The 23,387-nt window shown below is 58.9% G+C and carries 19 protein-coding genes; 8 read left to right on the top strand and 11 right to left on the bottom strand.

Annotation, left to right across the window (positions count from 1 at the left end; genetic code table 11):
- Positions 1-2 precede the first annotated feature (2 nt).
- The 6 genes from PH562_RS05800 to PH562_RS05775 form a co-directional block, all read right to left on the bottom strand.
- On the bottom strand, positions 3-860 hold the full coding sequence (locus PH562_RS05800; RefSeq protein ID WP_015342901.1) for an ABC transporter permease: 858 nt from the start codon (positions 858-860) through the stop codon (positions 3-5).
- A 3-nt stretch (positions 861-863) separates the two neighbouring features.
- Positions 864-1,868: an ABC transporter permease gene (locus PH562_RS05795; RefSeq protein WP_095436624.1), complete on the bottom strand. Its 1,005-nt coding sequence runs from the start codon at positions 1,866-1,868 to the stop codon at positions 864-866.
- A gap of 117 nt (positions 1,869-1,985) precedes the next feature.
- Positions 1,986-3,887, bottom strand: a complete 1,902-nt coding sequence (locus tag PH562_RS05790) for an ABC transporter substrate-binding protein (protein ID WP_285171983.1) — start codon at positions 3,885-3,887, stop codon at positions 1,986-1,988.
- A 195-nt stretch (positions 3,888-4,082) separates the two neighbouring features.
- On the bottom strand, positions 4,083-5,591 hold the full coding sequence (gene arfA / locus PH562_RS05785; protein WP_285171982.1) for an arabinosylfuranosidase ArfA: 1,509 nt from the start codon (positions 5,589-5,591) through the stop codon (positions 4,083-4,085).
- A gap of 218 nt (positions 5,592-5,809) precedes the next feature.
- Complete coding sequence (locus PH562_RS05780; RefSeq protein ID WP_113231112.1) at positions 5,810-6,739, bottom strand: ArsR/SmtB family transcription factor; 930 nt, start codon at positions 6,737-6,739, stop codon at positions 5,810-5,812.
- A gap of 178 nt (positions 6,740-6,917) precedes the next feature.
- Positions 6,918-7,418, bottom strand: coding sequence for an invasion associated locus B family protein (locus tag PH562_RS05775; protein ID WP_285171981.1), 501 nt, complete (start codon positions 7,416-7,418; stop codon positions 6,918-6,920).
- Between the two features lie 359 nt (positions 7,419-7,777).
- On the opposite strand from PH562_RS05775, the gene PH562_RS05770 reads away from it, so the two are divergent.
- Complete coding sequence (locus PH562_RS05770) at positions 7,778-8,800, top strand: LLM class flavin-dependent oxidoreductase (protein ID WP_285171980.1); 1,023 nt, start codon at positions 7,778-7,780, stop codon at positions 8,798-8,800.
- 103 nt (positions 8,801-8,903) lie between these two features.
- Here the strand turns inward: PH562_RS05770 and cml are convergent, their stop codons facing one another.
- Entirely contained in the window at positions 8,904-10,100 is a 1,197-nt protein-coding gene (cml, locus tag PH562_RS05765) for a CmlA/FloR family chloramphenicol efflux MFS transporter (protein WP_285171979.1), read from the bottom strand.
- 99 nt (positions 10,101-10,199) lie between these two features.
- A complete protein-coding gene (locus PH562_RS05760; RefSeq protein ID WP_285171978.1) occupies positions 10,200-10,388 on the bottom strand; it encodes a hypothetical protein in 189 nt (62 codons plus the stop codon).
- A 43-nt stretch (positions 10,389-10,431) separates the two neighbouring features.
- Between PH562_RS05760 and PH562_RS05755 the strand changes: the two genes are divergently transcribed.
- Entirely contained in the window at positions 10,432-11,934 is a 1,503-nt protein-coding gene (locus tag PH562_RS05755; RefSeq protein ID WP_285171977.1) for a globin-coupled sensor protein, read from the top strand.
- 86 nt (positions 11,935-12,020) lie between these two features.
- Here the strand turns inward: PH562_RS05755 and PH562_RS05750 are convergent, their stop codons facing one another.
- Complete coding sequence (locus tag PH562_RS05750) at positions 12,021-12,908, bottom strand: LysR family transcriptional regulator (protein ID WP_113231107.1); 888 nt, start codon at positions 12,906-12,908, stop codon at positions 12,021-12,023.
- 170 nt (positions 12,909-13,078) lie between these two features.
- Between PH562_RS05750 and bla the strand changes: the two genes are divergently transcribed.
- Entirely contained in the window at positions 13,079-13,972 is an 894-nt protein-coding gene (gene bla / locus PH562_RS05745) for a class A beta-lactamase (RefSeq protein ID WP_285171976.1), read from the top strand.
- 100 nt (positions 13,973-14,072) lie between these two features.
- Entirely contained in the window at positions 14,073-15,260 is a 1,188-nt protein-coding gene (gene ampC, locus PH562_RS05740; RefSeq protein ID WP_483315322.1) for a class C beta-lactamase, read from the top strand.
- A gap of 234 nt (positions 15,261-15,494) precedes the next feature.
- Here the strand turns inward: ampC and PH562_RS05735 are convergent, their stop codons facing one another.
- Positions 15,495-16,415 carry a dihydrodipicolinate synthase family protein gene (locus PH562_RS05735; RefSeq protein ID WP_285171974.1) on the bottom strand — a complete coding sequence of 307 codons (921 nt, stop codon included), beginning with the start codon at positions 16,413-16,415 and terminating at the stop codon, positions 15,495-15,497.
- An 88-nt stretch (positions 16,416-16,503) separates the two neighbouring features.
- Complete coding sequence (locus tag PH562_RS05730) at positions 16,504-17,217, bottom strand: FadR/GntR family transcriptional regulator (RefSeq protein WP_095437639.1); 714 nt, start codon at positions 17,215-17,217, stop codon at positions 16,504-16,506.
- A gap of 212 nt (positions 17,218-17,429) precedes the next feature.
- Between PH562_RS05730 and PH562_RS05725 the strand changes: the two genes are divergently transcribed.
- The 4 genes from PH562_RS05725 to PH562_RS05710 all read left to right on the top strand — a co-directional run bounded on the left by PH562_RS05725 (position 17,430) and on the right by PH562_RS05710 (position 23,310).
- Complete coding sequence (locus PH562_RS05725; protein WP_285171973.1) at positions 17,430-19,376, top strand: ABC transporter substrate-binding protein; 1,947 nt, start codon at positions 17,430-17,432, stop codon at positions 19,374-19,376.
- 87 nt (positions 19,377-19,463) lie between these two features.
- Positions 19,464-20,450 carry an ABC transporter permease gene (locus tag PH562_RS05720; RefSeq protein WP_113231102.1) on the top strand — a complete coding sequence of 329 codons (987 nt, stop codon included), beginning with the start codon at positions 19,464-19,466 and terminating at the stop codon, positions 20,448-20,450.
- Between the two features lie 9 nt (positions 20,451-20,459).
- Complete coding sequence (locus PH562_RS05715) at positions 20,460-21,581, top strand: ABC transporter permease (RefSeq protein ID WP_285171969.1); 1,122 nt, start codon at positions 20,460-20,462, stop codon at positions 21,579-21,581.
- Positions 21,582-21,588: 7 nt separating this feature from the next.
- Positions 21,589-23,310: an ABC transporter ATP-binding protein gene (locus tag PH562_RS05710; protein ID WP_285171968.1), complete on the top strand. Its 1,722-nt coding sequence runs from the start codon at positions 21,589-21,591 to the stop codon at positions 23,308-23,310.
- Positions 23,311-23,387: the final 77 nt, after the last annotated feature.

Genomic DNA, 23,387 nt, shown 5'->3' with positions numbered 1-23,387 from the left:
CCTCAGCCTCCCATCCGGTTCAAACGACTGCGGGGGTCGTTATATTCATTCATTGACATCGACAGCAGGAAGAGCGCCATGAACAGCACCACGATGGCGGCAACCGGCGCTGCAACCCACCACCATGTTCCGGCGATCAGCGCCGAATGCGCATTGGCCCAGTAGATCATCATGCCCATGGTCGGCGTCTCGATATCGGTAAAGCCGAGCACCGCAAGCGTGATCTCCATGCCGATCGACCAGATCATGTTGTTCATCGTGGTGGCAAAAACGATCGGCAGCACATAGGGCAGATGCTCCTCGACGAGGATCTTGCGCATGCTCATGCCGGAATAGACGCTCTGCGTGGTGAAAGGCCGCGTCTTCAGGCTGATCGCCACGGAGCGGATCAGGCGCGCATCGTAGGACCAGCCGAGCGAGGCCATGACGATGATGAGCACCGTCCAGGTCATTTCATCCTTGAGCACGAAGTAGAACAGGATCAGTAGCGGAAACTGCGGAATGACCATGATGCTGTCATTGATCGCCATCAGCACACGATCGACGGCACCTCCGGCATAGCCGGCCACCAGCCCCACGACAAGCGAGATGATGCGCGAGAGAATGGCGACGCCGATGCCAAAATAGAGTGTGTTGCGAAGCGCTGTCGTCAGCTGCCAGAAGACATCCTGACCACGCGATGTGGTACCCAGCCAGTACTGCCCATCCGGCGGCATGTCGGGCGGCAGCAGATAAAGATCGGCCGGGCCATAGGGCGAGAAATAGGACAGGATCACCAGCCCGACGATGATGGCGAGCAACAGAAGACCGAAGAGGAATTCCATATTCTGGCGTGCGAGGTCACGAACGATCGTCAGCATGGCCTACTCCACCTTGATGCGCGGGTCGATCAGCGGACCCAATATGTCGATGATGAAGACAGCCGCGGCGACACCGACGATCGACAGCGCGCTAAGCCCAAGGACGAGACTGTAGTCGCCTGCGTGCACGGCCGAAATCAGGAGATTGCCGATACCGGGATAGCCGAAGACGATTTCTGTGATGACCGTGCCGTTGAAGACCGCGCCAAGGGACATGGCAAGGCCGGTGAACTGCGGCACCATGGCATTGCGGGCGATGTAGGAGCGCAGGATCTTGCGCTTCGGCACGCCACCGAGCTCGGCGAAAACGACGTAATCCTCGGTGATGATATTGGAGACGAGCGCCCGCATGCCGATCAGCCAGCCGCCTGTCCCGACAAGGATCAACGACAGTGCCGGCAGGATGGAGTGGCGAAGAATGTCAAGCACCAGCGCAACGGAGAGATTGAGGTTGGTGTTCATCTCATAACCGCCATTGATCGGCAGGATCGGCCAGACATAGCCGAAGAGAATGATGAGCACGAAGGCAAGGATGTAATAGGGGATCGGCTGCATGGCGATGAAAACCAGGCTGACAGCCTTCAGCACCGCGCTCTTGCGATAATATCCTGCGAGCGCGCCGATCATGTTGCCGAGAATAAAGGTAAGGATGACGGAAACAGTCATCAGGCCAATCGTCCAGGGCAACGCCCTCGCGATGATGGCGGAAACCGGCGTAGGGAATGCCGACAGCGACGGCCCGAGATCACCGGTCGCAAGACGCCCCCAGAAATGCAGATATTGCTGCCAAATGGTGCCCTCGAGACCGTAAAGCTCACGTAACGACTGCCGCATCAGCTCGACAGCGCGGGGATCGGATTGGCCCATCTGCTGAATGGTCCCGATGCTTTCCTCGACAGGATCGATCGGGGTCATATGGGTAATGAAGAACGTCGCGGAAATACCGAGGAAGACAACGAGCAGGAATTGGCCAAATCGTCTCAATACGAAAACTGGATAGGACGTCATGCCACCGTCTTCCTTACTGCTTGCGCTTCATCATCAATTCAAAAGATTCGCCGGACGTGCCTAGTGTCCGGCGAAAGGTGCCCGACGCGGCGATTGCCGCATCGGGGTCGGGAGAAATCAGGGCTGTGCCGGCTTCAGCTTGACCATCATCAACCGGGAGTTCGCCCAATTGGGTACGGGGTCAGTATAGGGGTCGGCAATGGTCGGATAGCCTTTCCAATAGGTCGTATCCATCGAAGTAAAGACGTTATAGGACATCAGCGGAATGGTCGGCATCTGCTGCGCAACCAGCTTCAGATAGTCCTTGCCAAGTTCGATGCCCTTCGGATCGTCGGCGCTGATGCGGCGGATGTTTTCGATGATCTTGTCGAGATCCGGATTGGACCAGCGCTGCCAGTTGCGCGGCGCCTGGTTCTCACCCTTCTTGGCGACAAACTGCGAATGCCAGCTGTCGAGGAAGAAGGACAGATCAGGATCGCCGCCCCAGGTCTCGACGCTCCACGCAATCGCAACCTGATAATTGCCGGGCTGCAATCCCGCCTGCCAGACGCTGGTGGATGGAGCAGCTTTGGAATCGATCCCGAAGGCTGCCCATTGCTGGGCGATCAGAGTGCCCGCGCGGGTGAACACCGAGCGAGTGTCGCCTTCGACCGTCAGGCGGATCTTGAACGGCTGCCCGTCAGGCGTCATCCATTTGCCGCCGACCTTCTTGAAGCCAGCCTTTTCCAATAGCTCGGCGGCGGCCTGCGGATCTGGCTTCCACCAGCCATAGCCGAAGGCAGCGCTGATGGCGGCCGGATCGGTCGGGATCTGATCCTTGTATTTCGGCTGCTTGCGCAGGATATCCGCAATCTGCTGACCGATCGTCGGATCATAGGGCTTGATCTTGCGCTTGCCCGTATCGATCTCGAAATTCTTCAGCCAATCCTGCATCGGCGCCTGATAATCCGTCATCGCGATCGCCGTTGGCGGAACGCCAAGTGCGGAGAGCGTGGCCGCGCCACGATAGCTCGCCATATCGACGGCCTTGATATCGATCAGCAGTGCCAGCGCCCAGCGCACATCGGCATTCTGGAACAGCGGGTCCTGATTGTTGAAGATCACGGCGGGCAGCGTCGGATCCGGATGGGCGAAGGGGAAACCGGGGAACCAGCTTTCGACCGTCTTCGACTTTTCCTTCAGCGTGAACATGCCTTCCGGCGTGTTGTCGTGAATGATATCGAGATTGTGCTCGAGCTGCGCGATCGTGCGCTTATCCGGCGGACCTGGATCGACATAGGTCACATATTTCGGGGCCGGTTCGCCGAAGCGGGCAAGCGAGGTGCGCTGCCAGTCGTCGCGCTTTTCCCAGGTGTACCATTTACCCTGCGGATCGAACGCCTTCAGCTTATAGGCGCCAAGCGAAACGGGATTGGCGAAATCGTAGCGAACCGGATCGGCCACCTTTTCGAAGACATGCTTCGGCATGATCCAGGCGCCGTTCCAGCGAACGGTGAAGATGGCGTGGAAACGGGAATTCGGCTTCTTAAGCTTGAAGACGACCGTATAAGGATCCGGCGCCTCGACGCTTGCAACCTGAACCGAGAAGGCCGCGCTCCAGTTCATGCCCGGATGGTCCATCTGGGTCTTGACGGTGTAGACCACATCGTCGGCGGTGAATTCGACGCCGTCACTCCAATAGAGGCCCTTGCGCAATTTCACCGTCATCTGGGTGAAATCGTCATTATATTGCGGCTTGTCGGAAGCAAGGGAATTGTCCCAAGCCGAACCGCCCAGACCTTTCTCCGGATCGATGTACCAGAGCGTGTCCATCGTCAGCTGCTGGAGGCCGGTCGAAACGCCGCCGCCGCCATTGACCCAGATGTTGAACCAGCCCGGATTCTTGATCGTTCCCTCAGGGTTTTCGACGATCAAGGTCTCCTTGCGGGGCAAGGCGGTATAATCTTGAGCCTTGGCTGCCGCTATGAGGCCGAACGTGGCCAGCGCGACGCCGAAGGCAAGCTTCTTCCACTGCTTCATGATCTCCTCCCATTTTTATCGACTGCGCGGCACACTCCAAGCAATGGTGGGTAGACCGCGATTTTCACCCCTTTTTCCCCGGCCAGCCGCTCAAAACAGCGTGCGGCGGTCCGGGCCTGCAACGGGTCGTCGGCCGCCTCCTCGCGACCATCAGACCGTTTTCGGTGCCGGAGTGCATACCCCGGTGGCAAAGCATCACACCGCGAGCCGGATCACGGTGTAGGATAGCGGCTTCAGCGTAGCGCGAAGCCGGCCATCCTCGATCTTGGCATCGCTTGTATTGGTCGGGACGACCGCGTTCGGATGCGCTGCCGTGTTGGTTGCCTGCAGATCGCTGTGGACCATTTCATGCTGTTCGACGACCCGGGCTCCGGCAAAGCCTTCGAGACGTGTATCTAGATCGAGCGCGCTGTCAGGATGCCGGTTGACGGCAAAGAGCGTGACCATTTTGCCGAGCTCATCGTGAACGGCCGACACATCAAGATAAGGCACATCATCGGCCTCGTCGCTGTCATAGGTCGGACCATCCGTGACAAGACGCAGCGCATAGCCGCGACCGTATTTCGAGGCGAAATAGAGCGGATAGTAAATCGTCTGCCGCCATGCGGGGCCGCCATCTTCCGTCATGATCGGCGCGATCACGTTGACAAGCTGGGCGATGCAGGCAATGCGAACACGATCAGAACGGCGAATGAAGGTATTGAGAATGCCGCCGACCTGCAGCACGTCCTCGAAATTATAGACATCTTCAAGCAGATGCGGCGCATCCGGCCATTCATCGCGGGCAAGGATCTCTTTATCCTGCTGGTTGGAGTGATACCAGACGTTCCACTCGTCGAAGGAAATGCCGATCGTCTTCTTCGACCGCTTCTTCGCCTTGATATAGTCGATGACGCCGCCGATGGTGACGATGTAGCGATCGAGTTTCTCGGCCTTGGCGAGATAGGCCAGCGTGTTCTTTTCGCGGTTGGCGAAATACATATGTAGCGAGATATGGTCGGCGCTGTCGTAGCACTGATCCAGGACCTCAGCTTCCCAATCGGGATAGGTCTTCATGTCGGAATTGGACGAGCCGCAGACGACGAGTTCGAGCGATTTATCAAAGCCGCGCATCGCCTTGGCAGTCTCATCGGCCAGGCGTCCGTATTCGTAAGCCGACTTGTGACCGACCTGCCAGGGACCGTCCATTTCATTGCCCAGGCACCAGAGCTTCACCCCATGCGGATCGGCCCAGCCGTGCTTGCGCCGCAGGTCCGACCAGTATGTGCCGCCTGGATGATTGCAATATTCAACGAAGTTTCTCGCCGCATCCAGCCCGCGCGAGCCAAGATTGACGGCAAGCATCGGTTTGGTATTGGCCTTCTTGCACCAATCGACGAATTCATTGACGCCAATCTGGTTGCTCTCGCGCGTCCGCCAGGCAAGATCGAGACGCACCGGCCGCTCGGAACGAGGTCCGACGCCATCTTCCCAATTATAGGCTGAAACGAAATTACCACCGGGATAGCGGCAGTAGGGCGAGTTGAGTTCGCGCACCAGCTCAATCACATCCTTACGAAATCCGTTCTCATCGGCAGTCGGATGGCTCGGCTCGTAGATGCCGCCATAAATCGCCCGGCCCAGATGCTCCAGAAAAGAGCTGTAAAGCCGATCATCGATGTCGGCGATTCGGAAATCACGGTGGACGATCACATGCGCCTTCACGGCCTTCCTCCCATATATATCAGATATTTCGTTCTTATACCTTGATCTTGATACACTTTTGGAAGGCCGTCAACATATTCAAGGCGGGAAATATCGCAAAAGTCACGGGTATAGCACCGGCTGGGCAATAAAATAGCCAGAAAAATCAGCAACTTATGAAAAATATGACTTATCGGAAATCGGCCCCGACAATATACTATGTATCATAAATTACGATACTATTGGGCCAAATCGATGCGCATGAGGATATCGCGGCCATAATTGCCGAAACCGCGGCCGAAAATATTGATGCCACCGGTGTTGCGCGCATCGTCGGCAATGCCGATCCGCAGGCGGATCGAGGAATGCTGGCCGATGGCGAGATCATCGATCGTTACATCGGAAGAGGCAACTCCGTCTATGAAAGTGCCCTTCTTGGAGATTCGCCAGGTCTTAAGCTTACCGTATTGAGAGCCTTCCAGCTTCCACCAGCTTGGCGTGAAGGCCCCGCGCTTGTCGCCATAATCGCCGGGAGACGTCCATGTGCCGACAGCAACGCCGTTGATCCAGACCGTGATGTCGGACGGCCAGTCCGGATTGGTGCCAGGCACTTCGGAGGACAACTCCATCGAGAATTCGATGGCATTGACATTCCTGTTCAAGATCTTGGCATTGTTCGGGAATTTATATTCGACATGGCCGCGCCCGAACCAGAGAAGACCAGCCTGCATGCGTTGCGGATCGAGAAAATAGTCGGGAACATCGAGCAGGCCGATGACGCCCTCGGTCGAGCACAGGCCGCATGGCGCATGCGTCTCGCAGCTCGTATAGAGGCCGATCGGCATGGCGACTTCGATCACGTCCTCATCATGCTTGAAGGCCTGATCCTCGAAGCTCAGCAGGATCTCGTCATAAAGCGCAGTGCAGATCTTCTGGTAGCCTTTACGCGCCTTCGCAGCCTTGGTTTCGACAAGGCCGGCCTCCTCGAGGATCATGATACCAGTCGCGACGGTCGATTGCGGCAAATCCAGTTCCCGGGCGATCTCGTTGACATTCAACGAGCCCCTTGCGCAGAGCAGCTTTAGCATATCGACGCGCGCCGGGGCCGAAAGCGCCCTGAAGACCGCAGCGTTCTCACCCGCATAAATTGTCAGAAAGCCGCGCTGCATGAAATCCTGAATTCCCCATCAATAGGTTTCATTTATATCAGGATTTTTGATTTCACAAGAGATATTACTGAAATGGCCCGGCCTGGCGTCTCCTGCGCACAATGAGAAGACGCCAGCCAGCTCACGAGCTGTACAACTCCCCGCGGCCGAATCCCCGACCGCCGCTCAGCCTCCAGTTTTACCGGCAAGTCTCTATTCGCTTCAGGGCAGCGGTAATGCCGGAGAGAGAGTAAGAATAGCTCGTCTCGGTGCCACGCTTCGAGGTTGCCTGCAGCTGCAGCTGCGCGCCGCCCTTCATGGCATTGACCATGGTCGGCTCCTGCGATTCGTTCCTTACCCAGCCGTGCCGGTCTTTTGTAAACATCGGGAATGTCTGGTCGCCGACCGTCGCCGTCATTTGTGCGCTGTCTTTCAGATCATAGCCCATTGCTGCTTCCGGAACCAGTTTGTCACCGGGAGACAAGCGGGAGACAATGAAGAAATTGTCGCCGTGGTCGACACTGGCGGGCTGCTGCGCAACCGGCCTGGATAAAACATAGCAACTGACGCTGTCGCCGGATTTATAAGAATATGCACCCCAATGATCGAATTGATCGATACGGACGGGCACTTCCGCATGCGCGATACCGGCGCTGAATGCGACGAAGACCAGAGCGGGGGCGAAATTTCTTGCAAACATAGTTTCCTGCCATTTCTTGTTTCAAGGACATTGAAAGCGAGAGATGCACTCACACGCGCGGCAGTTTCGGTGCGGTGCGTTATCCGATTGTTAATGTCTTCGTTAAAATTTGTTCATGTTAGGAAGCGCGCAAGAAACCATATGTGGGAAGAACACAACCTCGTCGACATTGACGATCAGTTCACAGTTTGCGCTGTTCCATCCGCTGCATCCATGCACATATAGCCGCCTGAACCTACGGCTTTTGTAAGCCATGCTATGAAGACGCAAGCAAGCGGCACCTTTGACGCGCCGGTTTCTGCATGGACATGCGTGATGCAAAAACAGGCCGTGCTAACCGGATATAATAGGATTGTACCATGAAGAAGATCGGTTTCCTTTCATTCGGCCACTGGACGCCCTCGCCCCAGTCGCAAACGCGGTCGGCAGCCGACACGCTGCTGCAATCGATCGATCTGGCGGTCGCGGCCGAGCAATTGGGCGCGGATGGCGCCTATTTTCGCGTGCATCATTTCGCACGTCAGCTCGCATCGCCCTTCCCGTTGCTGGCAGCTGTCGGCGCAAAGACCAGCCGCATCGAAACCGGCACCGCCGTCATCGACATGCGCTATGAAAATCCATTCTACATGGCCGAGGATGCGGGCGCTGCCGATCTTATCGCCGGCGGCAGGCTGCAGCTCGGCATCAGCCGCGGCTCGCCGGAACAGGTGATCGATGGCTGGCGCCACTTCGGCTATACGCCGATGGAGGGCGAAAGCGATGCCGATATGGGGCGCAGGCATGCCGAAGTGCTGCTCGATCTCTTGCGCGGTGAGGGATTTGCACAACCCAATCCGCGGCCGATGTTCCCCAATCCTCCCGGTCTCCTACGTCTAGAGCCGCATTCCGAAGGCTTGCGTGACCGGATCTGGTGGGGTGCGTCCTCCAATGCCACGGCCGTATGGGCGGCAAAGCTCGGCATGAACCTGCAAAGCTCGACCCTCAAGGACGACGAGACCGGCCAGCCCTTCCACGTCCAGCAGGCCGATCAGATCAGGCTCTATCGCGAGGCCTGGAAAGAAGCCGGACACAAGCGCGAGCCGCGGGTTTCGGTCAGCCGCAGCATCTTCGCGCTGGTGAACGATCTCGACCGCGCTTATTTCGGCCAGAGCGGCAAGGATGCTGACAAGATCGGCTTCATCGATGAAAAGACACGCGCCATTTTCGGCCGCAGCTATGCCGCAGAGCCGGATGTGCTGATCGAGGAGCTGGCAAAGGACGAGGCTATCGCTGCGGCCGACACACTGCTGCTGACGGTGCCGAACCAGCTTGGGGTCGACTATAACGCCCATGTCATCGAGAGCATCCTGACGCATGTCGCACCAGCACTCGGGTGGCGCTAGGACGGTCCTGAAACAGGAAGAGACAAAACTGACCGCCCGCGAAGTTGACCTTCGTGGGCGGTCGTTTCAGATTTTATCTGGTGCGGGCCACACGCTTGACGGATCAAGCTAAGGCGTTGTGACGCCGCAAGCCATAAAGTGCCGACAATACCAGCAGCGCAGTGACGGCAGAGAAAGCCACAAGCGGCCATGCGCTATCGCCATCCAGCGCAGTGACCGCCAGTGTCCCGGCAAGACTAACGATCAGACTCTGAATGCAGAAATAAAACGCCACGGCCGAGCCGGCGATATCGCCGAATTCCGCCAGAGCGCCGTTCGCCGTCACAGATCCTGCAAAGACGATACCGACCGCCATGATCCACATCGGCAGCACGAAACTTGCGAAGGACGGCACTGCGTAGAGTTGGCCAAGCGCAAGAGCTGCCGCACCGACAAGAAGCAATCCCATGCCCCGCGCAACGCAGCCCACAACACCCCATCTTTCGACAAACCATCCGGCAAAGCGTGCCGTCGCGATCATCACAACGGCAACCGTTGCAAAGGCGATGCTGAAACCGAGCTCGGAATAGCCGGCCCGGCCGATCAGCACGCGGGGAGCGGTCGAAAAGAATACGAAGAACGTCCCCATTCCCGCACTGAAGGCGAGCGTATAGGTCCAGAACGATCGGCTTCTGAAGATCGGCCAGATGGACCGGCGCGGCCCGATCAAGCCTTGAGGTCTCGTTTCATGCCATTTCGCCATGGCGTGAAAGGTCGCAGCCAATGCCAGAAGCGAAAGCAATATAAAGATGGCACGCCACCCGAACTGGTCGGCAATCATCGCTCCGGCTATGGGACCCAGCGCCGGCACGAAGGAGAGTATCGATCCAAACGTGGCGTAGATAATGGCCTGCTCCGGACGATTGCCGTAGACATCCCGCACGGTCGCGAAGGTCGCGACCAAAGCTGCCGACGCGCCTATAGCCTGCAGCAGGCGGCACAGCACGAAGACAGGTGCATCCCATGAAAGGGCAGCTCCGAGAGAGGCGGCGGCAAACAGAACGGCACCGAAAAGCAAGACCGGGCGGCGGCCGATACGATCCGAAAGCGGGCCGAACACCACCTGCCCGAGACCCAGCATAATCATATAGAGGCTCAGCGTCAGCTGGATCACCGCAGGCGTGGTGTTGAGAATGCCGGGCATCGACGGCACGACAGGAAGGTAGATATCCATGGCCAGCGAGGCGAGGATATCAAAAGGCGCCATCAGCAGCAGTGCCGCCGGCAGCGAGCAAGCCCAGGACGGGCGTATGTCAGACATGAGAAAATTCCGCTCGAAAGAGAGATCGGGCGGCGCCTGGCACTGGCATCAATGGGAATGAGTTCGACAGCACGCCGCAACAACAAAAGCTGTTGCGGCTTATCTATCTGCTGACTTGGAATTCCCCATGCCGATGGCCTCGTGGCGAGATACGTGATGACCACAGCGTTTAGCAGATGACATCGGACCAAGCAATGATGTTGCGACGGGCACCGTCGCAACCATCACCTGCAATGCGGTCAATTGCGCATCGAAAATGACGTGAAAATCTAATGAATTTTTAACCATGACTATGCCCTAACTACTTGTAATTTCTTTCTTGGAGCAGATTATGGTGCGCGCATCGAAAATGAACGAGCTGGATGATAGGCTCGACTTTGTTGGACTGGGACAGGATGCCAGGCAGGCTCTTTCGGAGCTGCAGCCGACTATCGAATCTGCTGTCAAAGGCTCTCTCGACACCTTTTACGAGAAGATCACCAAACATCCGGCGATGTCGAAATTCTTCTCGTCGCAACAGCATGTGCACCACGCCAAATCCAAGCAGCAGGACCATTGGAAGACGATCGCGTCAGGCAAATACGGACCCGATTATGTCGAAGCGGTCTCGGCGGTCGGCAGGACCCATGCCCGTCTCGGCCTCGAGCCGCGCTGGTATATTGGCGGCTACGCCTTGATCCTCGAAGGGATGGTGCGTTCGATCGTTGCGCAGCAGCTCAATGGTTTCATGCTGCGCAAGCATGAACAAGCTCTGTCACGGCGGTTGTCGGCGATCGTCAAGGCCGCCCTCGTTGACATGGATTACGGCATTTCGGTTTACCTGCAGGTGCTCGCCGATGAGCGCGACCGCGCAGAATCCGAGCGGGCCGCTGCACAGCGCGAGCAGGAACGCGCGCTTAATGCCCTCGGCGTAGCGCTGAACGGACTTGCGAACGGCGACCTGACGGCTGATATTACAGAAGCCCTTTCGGCCGAATTCGAGGTCCTGAAGAGCAACTACAACGAGTCGCTCGCATCCCTCGGCACTGCAATGCAGCGCATCGAAGATTCGGTGACACGCGTTCGCGACGAAGCCGGTTCGATCTCGTCTGCCGCTGACAACATGGCAAGGCGCACGGAACAGCAAGCCTCTGCGCTCGAGGAAAGTGCCGCTGCGATCGACCAGATCACCACCATTTCCGAACAGACCGCCGAACGGACGCGCGAAGTGCAGGCGATCGTCAAGGAATCCGCCTCGGAGGCGGAACGCTCGCGCGAGGTCGTACAGCAAGCCGTGTCCGCCATGGGCGATATCGAAACCTCGTCGCGCAGGATGACCGATATCATCTCCGTCATCGACGACATTGCCTTCCAGACGAACCTTCTGGCTTTGAACGCCGGCGTCGAGGCGGCGAGAGCGGGCGAACAGGGCAAGGGTTTCGCCGTCGTCGCGCAGGAAGTCCGCGAATTGGCGCAGCGTTCGGCGACCGCCGCAAAGGAAATCAAGGATCTGATCGACAGGTCATCCAACGATGTGCGTCGCGGCGTCGAACTGGTCAACAGAACCGGCGAGGCGCTGGCGCTGATCGGCAATCAGGTCGCTTCCATCGACCGGAATGTCGGCGCCATCGCTCGCTCGACGCAGGAACAGGCCGCCGGCATCAGCGAGATCAATTCCGCCGTCCGCAACATGGATCAGATGACCCAGCAGAATGTCGCGCTAATGGAAGAGACGAATGCCTCGACGCGGCACCTCGCCGATATCAGCAACGAGCTCGCTGGTCTTGTCGGACGGTTCAAGACCGTGCGTTCGGGAATGCGGACCGGGGCCGTCAGGCTGAAACTCGCAGGCTGAGACGGTCGCCGCACACCGCAATCATCCGCATTCCAACCATCATTTATCCCAAACGGCTCCGGATATGAATCCGGGGCTGTCTCCAACTATGCAGCCTCTCCCGGCATCTCTTCGATTTCCGCCAACAGCCATTGGCGAAACACCTTCATCGACGCCGTCTCCGCTCGCGATTTCAAGCGCGTCAGCCAATAGCTGCCGGTCATCGCGGTGATCTGGAACGGCTGCATGATCCTGCCGGCCTCGATGTCATGGGAAAACATCGCGACCGGCACCAGCGCGACGCCAACGCCGCGTGCTGCAGCCTCTACCAGCGTCAGCGACGAATCGAACATCCAGCCACGAAGATGCGGTGGCGCCAAGCCCGCCGCCCTGAACCAGAGCGACCATTCATCGACGCGATAGGATCGCAGCAGCTCGACATCGACGAGATCGGCAGGCGTGCGCAATCGCGCGCCGATATCCGGCGTGCAAACCGGGGAGAGCGGCGCATCCATAAGATGGATCGCTTCCGTTCCATGCCAAGCGCCGTCGCCGAAACGCAGGAAGAAATCCAATCCGTCGAGCACCATGTCGGCTCGGTTGTTGTTGGTCTTCAGGCGCAGATCGACATGCGGATGCTGCGCTTTGAAACTGCCGAGACGCGGCAGGAGCCAGCCGATCGCGAAAGTCCCGACGACGCCGATCGTCAGGATCTCGGCGAAATTTCCCTCCTCCAGCTGGCTGAGCGTGGCGCTCATACGGCGAAAGGCATCGGTCAGCACCGGCAGCAGCGCGTGCCCTTCATCGGTCAGCGCCAGACCGCGCGGCAGGCGTTTGAAAAGGGTTACACCGAGCACGTCTTCCAGCACCTTGACCTGATGGCTGATCGCCGTCTGCGTGACCCGGAGCTCGAGGCCAGCCCGCGTAAAACTGCAATGCCGCGCCGAGGCCTCAAAAACGCGCAGCGCGTTCAGCGGCAGCTGGGAAATATCCATTTGTGTCCTAAGACCAAGTTTTTCTCATGTCTAAGCCCAGAATTGATCGTTTGTCTAGGGCACGCAGCAGAGCCATAGTCTGCCTCGCAAGGTGATTTGCCAGATCCCAATGACGTCCACGGGCTCGATAGGCTCACCATTGCCCAACGCAAAATCGAAGTGGAAACGTGATGACGATCTTATTGTCGCGCCGGCAAAGCCTTGCCGGCAGCTTGCTTGCGCTGCCTGTTCTGGCGGGACTTAGCGCGGTTGGACGTACTGCAGACGACAATACGGGCGAGACGCAGCTCGCTGCGCTCGAAAGCAAGCATCCAGGGCGCATCTGCGTCAGCATTCTCGACATGGCGAGCGGCAAGCGCATCGAGCACCGCGCCGGCGAGCGCATCCTGATGTGCAGCACCTTCAAGGCATTGGCCGCAGCTCTGGTGCTTGCCCGCGTCGAAAAGGGCGATGAAAAGCTCGATCGGCGCATTCACTACGGGAAAAGCGATCTCATCGACTATTCTCCGGCGACCGAACCCAATGCCGGAGACAATGGCATGACGGTTGGCGAACTTTGTGCGGCCGCCGTGACGCTCAGCGACAATACCGCGGCCAATCTCTTGCTCGCGAGTTTCGGCGGCCCAGAAGCAATTACGACCTTCTGCCGCAGCATAGGCGACGAGATCACCCGCCTCGACCGCACCGAGCCGATGCTGAACTACCATGACACTCCGAACGATGAGCGCGACACGACGACAGCTTCGGCGATGCTGGAAAGCCTGCGGCGGCTTCTGTTCACCGATGTGCTGACGCCAGCCTCGCGATCGCAGCTCGCCGCCTGGCTGATCACCAACAAGACGGGTGACACCCGCCTGCGCGCCGGCCTTCCAAAGAACTGGCTGGTTGGCGACAAGACCGGGACAAACGGCGACAAAGCCGGCAATGCCAATGATATCGCGGTGCTGTGGCCAGCAAACCGTGCGCCCGTCATCGTAACAGCCTATTGCGAGATACCGGAAATCGCAGCCGACGAGCGCAATGCCATCATTGCCGAGATCGGCCGGATCGCTGCGGCGATCTGAGATCATACGCACCGGATAACAGCCGCCACCGGTCATCACCTCCTTTTCGACCATGCGATCCTGCACGGTCGATCATCACAATGAGGATATCATCTTGAATATACGTGCCAATTCCTTGCAGAAGTTCGGTATCGTCGCAGGCTGCCTTTTCTATGGGATCGGTGCCCACGCCGCCGAAGTCGATGACCGGGAGCAGCTGGAGCGAGCTGTCAACGAGATCATTCGTCCGCTCATGAAGGATAACGATGTGCCGGGCATGGCGATCGCGATTACCGTCAAGGGCAAGCGCTACATCTTCAACTATGGCGTCGCCTCGAAGGAGAGCGGCCAGAAGGTGACGAACGACACGATCTTCGAGCTCGGCTCCATCAGCAAGACCTTTACAGCAGCCCTTGGCTCCTACGCCCAGATCAGCGGAAAGCTCTCCTTCTCCGATAAGGCGACGAAATATATGCCGGAACTTGCGGGCAGCAGTTTCGACAAGATCAGCCTCCTCGATCTCGCCACATATTCGGCCGGCGGCCTGCCTCTGCAGTTCCCCAATGGAGTAACGGATCAGGACAAGATGGTTGCCTATTATCGCAACTGGCATCCTTCCTTCGCTCCCGGCACCCACAGGCAATACTCCAATCCCAGCATCGGCCTGTTCGGTTATCTGGCAGCGCAGGCCATGGGCGAGCCGTTTGACACGCTGATGCAGGACAAAATTCTTTCCGGTCTCAACCTCAAGCACACCTATATCCGCGTTCCACCGGCTGAGATGAGCAACTATGCCTATGGCTATTCGAAGCAGGGCAAGCCGATCCGCGTCAATGGCGGCGTTTTCGATACGCAGGCCTATGGCATCAAGACGGCCAGCGCCGACATGCTTGCCTTTCTCGAAGCGAATATGGGCGAAGCAAAGCTCGACGCCACACTTCGGCAGGCAATCGATGCGACGCATGTCGGCTATTATAAGGTCGATAACATGACGCAGGCGCTCGGTTGGGAGATCTACGCCTATCCGACGACGCTTGCCCGGCTGCTTGCCGGCAATTCGACCGATATGGCACGTGAGCCGCATAAGATCACCCGCCTCGATCCACCGCAGCAGCCGCGCAAGGATGTCCTTCTGAACAAGACGGGTTCGACGAACGGCTTCGGCGCTTATGCAGCCTTCATACCCGCGCGGCAGGTCGGCATCGTCCTGCTGGCAAACAGGAATTTTCCGATCCCTGCGCGCGTTTCGTCGGTCTACAAGATTTTGACCGCCGTCGAAAACCTGCCCGGATTGAGCGAGGCAAAATAGAGACCGGGCTCGAAGGTTTGGTCCGCTCCAACGAATGGCCGACTCCAGCAAAAGCTGACGGGTCGGCCAGTATCATTTCACACAGCGCCATTCGCCAAACCGCTGACATATATGACGAGATACCATGTCGTACATGTACGAAGCAGGCTGCTTCGAATGCGTTCGGACTGTCTGGTAGCGACGTATTTAGAACGTCGAGTTCGGTTCATGAAGAGCTCGCCACCGCTGGAGGCATCAGCCGGTGGCAAGTTCGCCCGCTTCCTGCCAATTGCGCAACAAGGCAAACAGCTCCTCGCGGTCCTTTACGTCGAGCTGCGGCACGCCTGGAACGCGAACGGGGCCGACCTTCAGGCCGGAATAGGTGACGGCCTCCTTGACGACGGTAACGTTTGTTCCGTTGCGGAACTTGGTGCGCATGCGTTCGAAGGGCTCGAGCTTGTTGACGATGGCGCGGGCAGCGGCAAAATCACCCTTCTCCAAAGCTGCATGCACAGCAAGCGACAGCTTCGGAGCAACATTGACGAGGCCGGAAGTGAAGCCCCTTGCGCCGGCGGCGGCGAATGTCGGGGCCCAACTCTCAGCGAGACCACAGACGAATAGCGCGCCATTCGGATCGGAAGCCGCGATCGCCCTTGAAAGCAGCATCAGATCCGTCGTCGCGAACTTGATGCCGGCTATATTGCCGTGGCCGGCCAGTCGAACCATGTCATCGACGCTGAACCCTTCGGCACGGACATAGGCAACGAGCGGGAGCGGCGAAGCTTCCGCCAGATCGCGAAAATAGTCGATCTGCGAGCCGGGTGCGGCGAACGGATCCACCGGTTGATGGGACATGACGGCGGAGGCGCCGATCGAGGCAGCATCCTTCGCCATCTGGACCGCCTCGCGCAATGAACGGCCGATCGCCGCCGTCACCGGCGCCTTGCCTTCGACACCCTTGATCGCAGCTTCGTGGACGCGGCGGATTTCTCCCGGCGTCAGCGCATAGAATTCGCCCGTATTGCCCGCTGCAACGATGTTATGAATCCCGGCAGCCGCTACCCGCTGATAGACCTGAGCGGTGACGCGTGGTTCCACTTCGCCACTTCCATCATAGGCCGTGACCGGAACACCGGAGACGCCGGTCAGCACCTGCCGCATGGTTTCAATGCTCATCTTCCTACCCTTACCCTTTATCATCCATCGAGACGCAAACGAGGAGACGTAAAGAAGACATCACCTCGCCTTCGCCTCATCCAATTCCCTAGACGCCCTGGAACATGCGGGCGCGTGCATTCAAGATATGTCGCTTCATGGCGTCGTGAGCCTCGGTTTCCTGCCGCGCGAAAATCGCCTGTACGATGACGGCATGCTCATCCTGAACACTGCGGATCTGCTCTGGCGTCCGCTTGAGGCTGAGGCTGCGGGTCACGGAATGACCGATGGCGAAGTGCGGCCGGAACAATTCGCGGACGGTGATATGGAACTGATTGCCGGTCGCGATCGCAATGGCGTCGTGCAGTTCCTGATCCTCTTCAGCACCAAGGCGGCCTTCGCCGAGACACTGTTCGATCTTTTGAAGCGCCAGTGTGATCCGTTCCCTATCGGCCGTCTGCCAGTTGCGCGCCGCAAGCTCGGCCGCCTCTGCCTCAAGCCCGGCGCGAAATTCGAAAAAGCGTTGGACATCGGCAAGCGATCCCACAGGTACCATTTTCAGGACCGAGGAATCCGGTCTTTGCCTCACATAGGAACCCGACCCCTTGCGCGACACGATCAAACCGTCCATGCGCAGCCGCTCCAGAGCGTCGCGCACAACAGGTCGCGACGCGCCGAACATTTCCGCGAGCTTGGCTTCCGCCGGCAGCCGCTCATTCACCGGAAAGGTTCCATCCGCGATCATGGCGACAATCCTCTCGTAGATGATATCGCCGAAGCGCGTCGCGCCCACACCGGAATCGTTGGCGACAGAGAGTTTCATCATCGTCCTTCATGAATGCCGGCCAGCGACAGCCATAGCGCATTTCCTGCGCGACAGGGCTACTAAATCTGTAAAAATCTGTCAACTCTTGTAATTATCTGAGAACGTAATATGGTCTCGACGCTGCGCCAGAGGGGTGCATGGCGACGGGGCGGGAGCCTGTCGCATCGGTCGAGGCAAAACCCGGCCGAAGTCAAAACGGGAGGGATTCGATGCGCGATGAAATATTGTCCCGCGGCGTGAGCAGACGTGCTGTCCTCGGCGGCATGGCGGGAATGGCAGCCCTATCTCTGGCCGGTCGGGTCAACGCCGCCGATGCAGGCGGCGAGGCGCCCGCCCTGGCTGCGCTTGTCAAGGATGGCAAGCTGCCGCCGCTGGCCGACCGGCTGCCGAAAAAGCCGATGGTAGTCACCCCTTACGAAAAAGTCGGCACTTATGGCGGCACCTTGCGACGTGGTCTGCGAGGCTCGTCTGACCATAACGGCATTCTGCGCATGGTGGGCAATCAAAGTCTGGTGCGCTGGAACCTTGAGTTCACTCAGGTCCTGCCGAACCTCGCCGAGCGTTGGGACGTCAATGCCGACGCCTCGCAATTCACCTTCTACCTTATTCAAGGTGCCCGCTGGTCCGACGGCCAGCCGTTCACGGCAGATGACGTCGTTTTCGCCATCGAGGACTGCGTCAAGAATACCGATCTCTATAGTGCGACGCCGGCTCAGCTGTCCGTTGCCGGCAAGGCAGTCGATGTCACGAAGATCGACGACTATACGGTGAAGTTCACCTTTGCCGCGCCGAACGCGCTTTATCTGGAAAATCTGGCAACTCCGCTTGGCCAGCATCCGACGCTGTTTCCGAAGCACTATTGCAGCCAGTTCCTGCCGAAATACAATCCGAACGTCACCGAAGATGCGAAGAAGGCCGGCGTCAGCAATTGGCCCGAACTCTTCCGCGCCCGCTGCGGCGACATCGAAATTCCCTCGCGCTGGGGCAATCCGGACAAGCCGACGCTCGATCCCTGGGTCGTCAAGGAACCCTATACAGGTGGCGCAACCCGCGTGGTCATGACCCGCAACCCATACTTCTGGCAGGTCGATACATCAGGCAACCAGCTTCCCTATGTCGACGAGATCAATTTCGGCATCTCGCAGGACGTAGAATCACTGATGCTGAACGTCATTTCCGGCAAGATCGATATTCAGGAGCGCCACATTAGCGTGCTCGCCAACAAGCCGACGCTCTCGCAGAACATGAAGAAGGGCGACTACCGCCTTCTCACCCTTGTCCCTTCGACCTCACAGCAATGCCAGATCTACTTCAACATCACTCATAAAGATCCGGCCATGCGCAAGATGTTTGCCGACAAATCGGTCCGACAGGCACTCTCGCTCGGGATCAACCGGCAGGAAATCATCGACATCGTCTATTTCGGCCAAAGCCAGCCCTACCAGGCTGGACCACGCCCGGAGCATCCCTGGTACAACGAGAAATATGCTCGCCAGTTCACCGACTACGATCCGGACAAGGCCGGCGCCATGCTGGACCAGGCCGGCTATGGCAAAAAGGATACGAACGGCTTCCGTTTGAGACCGGATGGTCAGAAAGTCTTCTTCGCCATCGATGTCATACCGACCCTCTATCCCGATCTGGTCGACGCTCTCGAACTGGTGAAAGCACATTGGGCGCAGATCGGCGTCGACATGAAGGTCAACACGATCGAGCGCGCGCTTTACTACACCCGTGGCGACGACAACGCCCATGATGCCCAGGTCTGGCCGGGACCTGGCGGTCTCGACCCAATGCTTGATCCGCGTGACTTTTTCGCCTTCCACCCGCAAGGCTCGCGCTACGCCATTCCGTGGTCGGTCTGGTACACATCGAACGGCAAACAGGGCGAAGAGCCGCCGGAAAGCCAAAAGAAGCGCATGAAGCTCTTCGATGAAGCGCGCTCGACAGCCGATCTCGACAAGCGCGGCGCCGTCATGAAGGAGATTTTTGACATCGCGGCCGAAGAGTTTGAAACCGTTGGACTTTGCCTTGCCGTCGGTGGCTTCGGCATCATCCGCAATAATCTGCACAATGTTCCCGAAAAGCAGCCGGACAGCTGGTCCTGGCCCAATCCGGGACCGGCCATGCCACAGCAATTCTTCTTCACTAGCTGATCACACCGATCAGGCGCCGCCTTTCATGGGCGGCGCTATCCTTCATGCGGAGCTGCCCCGTGGCAGCACTTACTGCGAGAAACAGCCATGCTGGCCTTCATCGGTAAACGCCTTTTGTGGATGATCCCATCCCTTTTCGCCATCAGCTTCCTTGCCTTCGTGCTGATTCAGCTGCCTCCCGGCGACTACGTGACGACCTATATCGCAACGCTCGCCTCCTCGAATGAAGTGGTCGACCAGAATACGGCCGCACAGCTGCGCGAACGCTTCGGCCTCGATCAGCCGATGCTCATCCAGTATCTGAAATGGATGTGGGGCATCCTTTCGCGCGGCGATTTCGGCATCTCCTTCGAATGGCAGCAGCCTGTCTCCGGCCTCATTTGGGAGCGCATGGCGCTGACGCTCATTCTGGCGCTCGCCGCGCTGATCGCCACCTGGGCGATCGCGCTGCCGATCGGCGTCTATTCCGCCGTCAAGAAATACTCGATCGGCGATTATTTCTTTACCGCCTTCACCTTTCTCGGACTTGCCATTCCCTCTTTCCTGCTGGCGCTCGTGCTGATGTATGTCGCCGCCGTCGAGTTCGGCCAGGATGTCGGCGGTCTGTTTTCTTCCGAATTCGAGACGGCACCCTGGAGCATCGCCAAGATGCTGGACCTCCTGTCGCATCTGTGGCTGCCGGTCGTCATTCTTGCCGTTTCGTCGACCGCAAGCCTCATTCGCGTCATGCGCGCGAACATGCTCGACGAGCTGCCGAAGCCCTATGTGACAACGGCTCGGGCAAAAGGCCTCTCTGAGTTTCGGTTACTGGTGAAATACCCGCTGCGCATCGCGCTCAATCCGTTCATCTCGACCATCGCCTGGCTGCTGCCCAATCTCATTTCCGGATCCGTCGTCGTCGCGATCGTCCTCAACCTGCCGACAGCGGCACCCTTGCTGCTGCAAGCCCTGATGGCGCAGGACATGTATCTCGCCGGTGCCTTCGTGCTTTTGATCTGCGCACTGACGCTGATCGGGTCACTCATCAGTGACATTCTGCTTGCCCTCGTCGATCCCCGCATCCGGTTGGAATAGGAGCAGCCCATGGCCGATATCGCCGTCACAAACCTGCGCCCTGACCGCAACGCGGTGGCATCGCAATGGCAGTTGATCTGGTGGGCATTCCGCCGCCACAAGCTCGCCATGATCGCCCTCGTCGTTACCGTGCTGATGTACATCGTTGCGATCGCGCCCGGATTCTTTGCGATCAATGACCCCAATCAGCAGAATGCTCGCGCAACCTTCCATCCACCGCAAAGGGTGCATTTCTTCGATACGGACAACGGCTTTTCCTTCGGGCTGCACTACTATCCGCTGAAGCTTACCCGCGATCCGGAGACGCTTGCGCCGATCTTCAAGGAAGATACGACCAAGCGCGTCTCCATCAGCCTGTTCGGGCGCGGCTATGAGTATTCCGTGCTCGGTCTCTTCACGAGCGACATCCATCTATTGGCATCCTCGGACAAGTCGACACCGCTTTTGCTGTTCGGGGCGGATCGGCTCGGTCGCGACGTGTTCAGCCGTACCGTTCAAGGTGCCCAGATTTCTCTGTCCATTGGCCTTGTCGGCGTGTTCTTCTCGCTCCTGCTCGGTATCGTTCTAGGAGGTATTTCAGGCTATTATGGCGGAAAGCTCGACTTCTTCATCCAACGCCTGATCGACTTCGTGCTGTCGCTGCCGACAATCCCGATCTGGCTCGCCATGGCGGCGGCCCTGCCGCAAGGCTGGCCGGCGGCACTGCAATATATGATGATCACGATCATTCTCTCGCTGACCGGCTGGGCGCAGCTTGCCCGCGTCGTGCGCGGCCGTTTCCTGTCGCTGCGAACGGAAGAGTTCGTCGCCGCGGCCAGGCTCGACGGCGCCAGCGAGGGGCGCATCATCTTTCGTCATATGCTGCCGAGCTTCGCCAGCCACATCATCGCCTCGATCACGCTTGCCGTACCGGCGATGATCCTGGCCGAGACATCCCTCTCCTTCCTGGGCCTCGGCCTGCAGCCGCCAACCATTTCCTGGGGCGTGCTGCTGCGCGAGGCGCAGAACATCCGCTCGATCGCAACCGCACCGTGGCTCTTCCTGCCGGGTGTCGCCGTCGTCATCGCCGTCATGGCTCTCAACCTTCTCGGCGACGGCTTGCGCGATGCGGCCGATCCCTACAACAAATGAGGCGGGCATGACCGATATCGTATCCATGAACACCGCTCGCCCTCTGCTGCAGGTCAAGAACCTCACCGTCGACTTTCCCTTGCGAACCGGCACGTTTCGCGCGGTCGACAATCTCTCCTTCGCCATCGAGCCGGGAAAAACGCTCTGCGTCGTCGGAGAAAGCGGCTCGGGCAAATCGGTGACCGCCCGCTCCATCCTGCAGATCGTCGATGCCCCCGGCCGCATCACCGGCGGTTCGATCATTCTGAATGACGCCAGCGGCAAATCGGTCGATCTCGTCAAGCTCAATCCGCGCGGGCGGCAGATCAGGTCGATCCGCGGGCGCGATATCGCCATGATCTTTCAGGAGCCGATGGCGTCGCTCTCGCCGGTCCATACGGTCGGCGACCAGATCATGGAGGCGCTGCGCCTCCATACGAAGATGAGCAAGGCCGAGGCACGCGCCGAGGCGATCTCGCTTCTGAAGCAGGTGGAAATCCCCTCTCCGGAAAAAGCGATCGACCGTTACGCTTTTCAATATTCGGGCGGCATGCGCCAGCGCGCCATGATCGCCATGGCGCTTGCCTGCAGGCCGCAGCTTCTGATCGCCGACGAGCCGACGACAGCGCTCGACGTGACCACGCAGGCCGAAATCCTCGATCTCATTGCCCGGCTGCAGAAGGCCAACGGCATGGCGGTGCTGTTCATCACCCACGACATGGGCGTGGTCGCTCAGATCGCTGACGACGTGCTCGTCATGCACAATGGCGTGGTCAAGGAATACGGCTCCGTCGAACAAATCTTCCACGCGCCGAAGGATGACTATACGCGCATGCTGATCGGTTCGGTGCTGAAGCTCGAGAGGAAGGCCGAAATCCGGCTGGCGCGACCGCCGCTCGATAGAGCCGCGGCCCCGATCCTCGAATTGCGCAATGTCTCGATGGCCTTCGGTGAGGTGCGCGCCCTCGATGATGTCTCGATCTCACTTTTGCCGCGCGAGACGCTTGGGATCGTCGGGGAAAGCGGATCGGGCAAAACGACGATGGGCCGCTCGATCATGCGCCTTATCGATCCGAGTGCAGGGGAAATTCTCTATCGCCGCGCCGATGGCGACGTCACCGATCTCGCAAGCGCCAAGGGGGCGGCCCTTGCGGCCGCGCGTCGCGAGCTGCGCATGGTGTTCCAGGACCCGTTCGGCTCGCTCAATCCGCGCATGACGGTCTCGCAAATTATCGGCGAGCCATTGCTCGTCAACGGCATCGCCAAAGGCCGGGCGCTCGACGAGCGGGTTTGCCATCTGATGGAGCAGGTCGGGCTCGATCCGAGAGCACGCGAGCGCTATCCCCATGCCTTTTCCGGCGGCCAGCGCCAGCGCATCGGCATTGCCCGTGCCATCACGCTCAATCCGCGCGTGATCGTCGCCGACGAGGCAACCTCCGCTCTCGATGTCTCCGTGCGCTCGCAGGTGCTCGATCTCCTGATGCGCCTGCAGGACGACCTTGGTCTTGCCTATATCTTCATCAGCCACGATATCGGCGTCATCCGCTACATGTGCGACCGCGTCGGCGTCATGTACAAAGGGCGCCTGGTCGAGGTCGGCGATGCCGACAAGGTCTGCAATTCACCCGAACATGCCTACACGCAAGCGCTGATCTCGGCGATCCCGCGCCCCGACCCTCGGGACCGGGACCGCTCACGACGCTTCCGCTATGTCGAGCCCGCAACCGTGAAGAACGGGAGCGCGGCGTGAGATTTCCGACGAGACCGGCCGTTCCGGGTTCGTGCCGATGTGGCAACGATTTCCCCACCTGCGGCAGCTCCCATGCC

This window comes from Rhizobium centroccidentale (assembly GCF_030182565.1).
GTDB lineage: Bacteria > Pseudomonadota > Alphaproteobacteria > Rhizobiales > Rhizobiaceae > Rhizobium.
Note: the sequence above shows the minus strand (reverse complement) of the source record. Positions and strands in the feature narration are given on the sequence as shown.

Bases quoted from the DNA above. Each gene is read 5' to 3' on its own strand.
- PH562_RS05800 (WP_015342901.1), bottom strand. From the start codon at position 860: ATGCTGACGATCGTTCGTGACCTCGCACGCCAGAATATGGAATTCCTC.
- PH562_RS05795 (WP_095436624.1), bottom strand. From the start codon at position 1,868: ATGACGTCCTATCCAGTTTTCGTATTGAGACGATTTGGCCAATTCCTG.
- PH562_RS05790 (WP_285171983.1), bottom strand. From the start codon at position 3,887: ATGAAGCAGTGGAAGAAGCTTGCCTTCGGCGTCGCGCTGGCCACGTTC.
- PH562_RS05780 (WP_113231112.1), bottom strand. From the start codon at position 6,739: ATGCAGCGCGGCTTTCTGACAATTTATGCGGGTGAGAACGCTGCGGTC.
- PH562_RS05775 (WP_285171981.1), bottom strand. From the start codon at position 7,418: ATGTTTGCAAGAAATTTCGCCCCCGCTCTGGTCTTCGTCGCATTCAGC.
- PH562_RS05770 (WP_285171980.1), top strand. From the start codon at position 7,778: ATGAAGAAGATCGGTTTCCTTTCATTCGGCCACTGGACGCCCTCGCCC.
- cml (WP_285171979.1), bottom strand. From the start codon at position 10,100: ATGTCTGACATACGCCCGTCCTGGGCTTGCTCGCTGCCGGCGGCACTG.
- PH562_RS05760 (WP_285171978.1), bottom strand. From the start codon at position 10,388: ATGGTTAAAAATTCATTAGATTTTCACGTCATTTTCGATGCGCAATTG.
- PH562_RS05755 (WP_285171977.1), top strand. From the start codon at position 10,432: ATGGTGCGCGCATCGAAAATGAACGAGCTGGATGATAGGCTCGACTTT.
- PH562_RS05750 (WP_113231107.1), bottom strand. From the start codon at position 12,908: ATGGATATTTCCCAGCTGCCGCTGAACGCGCTGCGCGTTTTTGAGGCC.
- bla (WP_285171976.1), top strand. From the start codon at position 13,079: ATGACGATCTTATTGTCGCGCCGGCAAAGCCTTGCCGGCAGCTTGCTT.
- PH562_RS05735 (WP_285171974.1), bottom strand. From the start codon at position 16,415: ATGAGCATTGAAACCATGCGGCAGGTGCTGACCGGCGTCTCCGGTGTT.
- PH562_RS05730 (WP_095437639.1), bottom strand. From the start codon at position 17,217: ATGAAACTCTCTGTCGCCAACGATTCCGGTGTGGGCGCGACGCGCTTC.
- PH562_RS05725 (WP_285171973.1), top strand. From the start codon at position 17,430: ATGCGCGATGAAATATTGTCCCGCGGCGTGAGCAGACGTGCTGTCCTC.
- PH562_RS05720 (WP_113231102.1), top strand. From the start codon at position 19,464: ATGCTGGCCTTCATCGGTAAACGCCTTTTGTGGATGATCCCATCCCTT.
- PH562_RS05715 (WP_285171969.1), top strand. From the start codon at position 20,460: ATGGCCGATATCGCCGTCACAAACCTGCGCCCTGACCGCAACGCGGTG.
- PH562_RS05710 (WP_285171968.1), top strand. From the start codon at position 21,589: ATGACCGATATCGTATCCATGAACACCGCTCGCCCTCTGCTGCAGGTC.